The organism is Ruminococcus sp. 210702-SL.1.03, assembly GCF_020559915.1.
In the GTDB taxonomy this organism is placed as follows: domain Bacteria; phylum Bacillota; class Clostridia; order Oscillospirales; family Ruminococcaceae; genus YE71.
Genome location: NZ_JAJCLZ010000174.1, coordinates 1 through 254, shown reverse-complemented (window position 1 = coordinate 254; position 254 = coordinate 1). Strand labels below are relative to the sequence as shown.

The window sequence follows — 254 nt, the reverse complement described above, 5'->3', positions numbered from 1 at the left end:
AGTCAATACAGCGCGTGTCGCCGACTTTCCGCAAACGTATCTCGCCGCCCAACGTATCCACAAACAGCGCACGAAGCACGTCGAACGTCACGCCCCAGTCATACGAACTGCCCTCGGGAAAACCCGCCATTTCAACGTTTCCCAGTGCAAAGCGGTGCTCGCTCTGCTCGTTGTGCGCCGTGATAAGGTCTATCAGCGTGCTGCGGTTTATCGTGCCCTGCGACACCTCGCCTTCGGGCTGTACGCTGTCGCAG

The 254-nt window shown here is 59.1% G+C and carries 1 protein-coding gene; it reads right to left on the bottom strand.

The annotated features are described in order from the left end of the window. Positions 1 to 254, bottom strand: a 254-nt coding sequence (locus LI114_RS13990; protein ID WP_227221165.1) for a hypothetical protein, incomplete at both ends; no start/stop codon positions are given.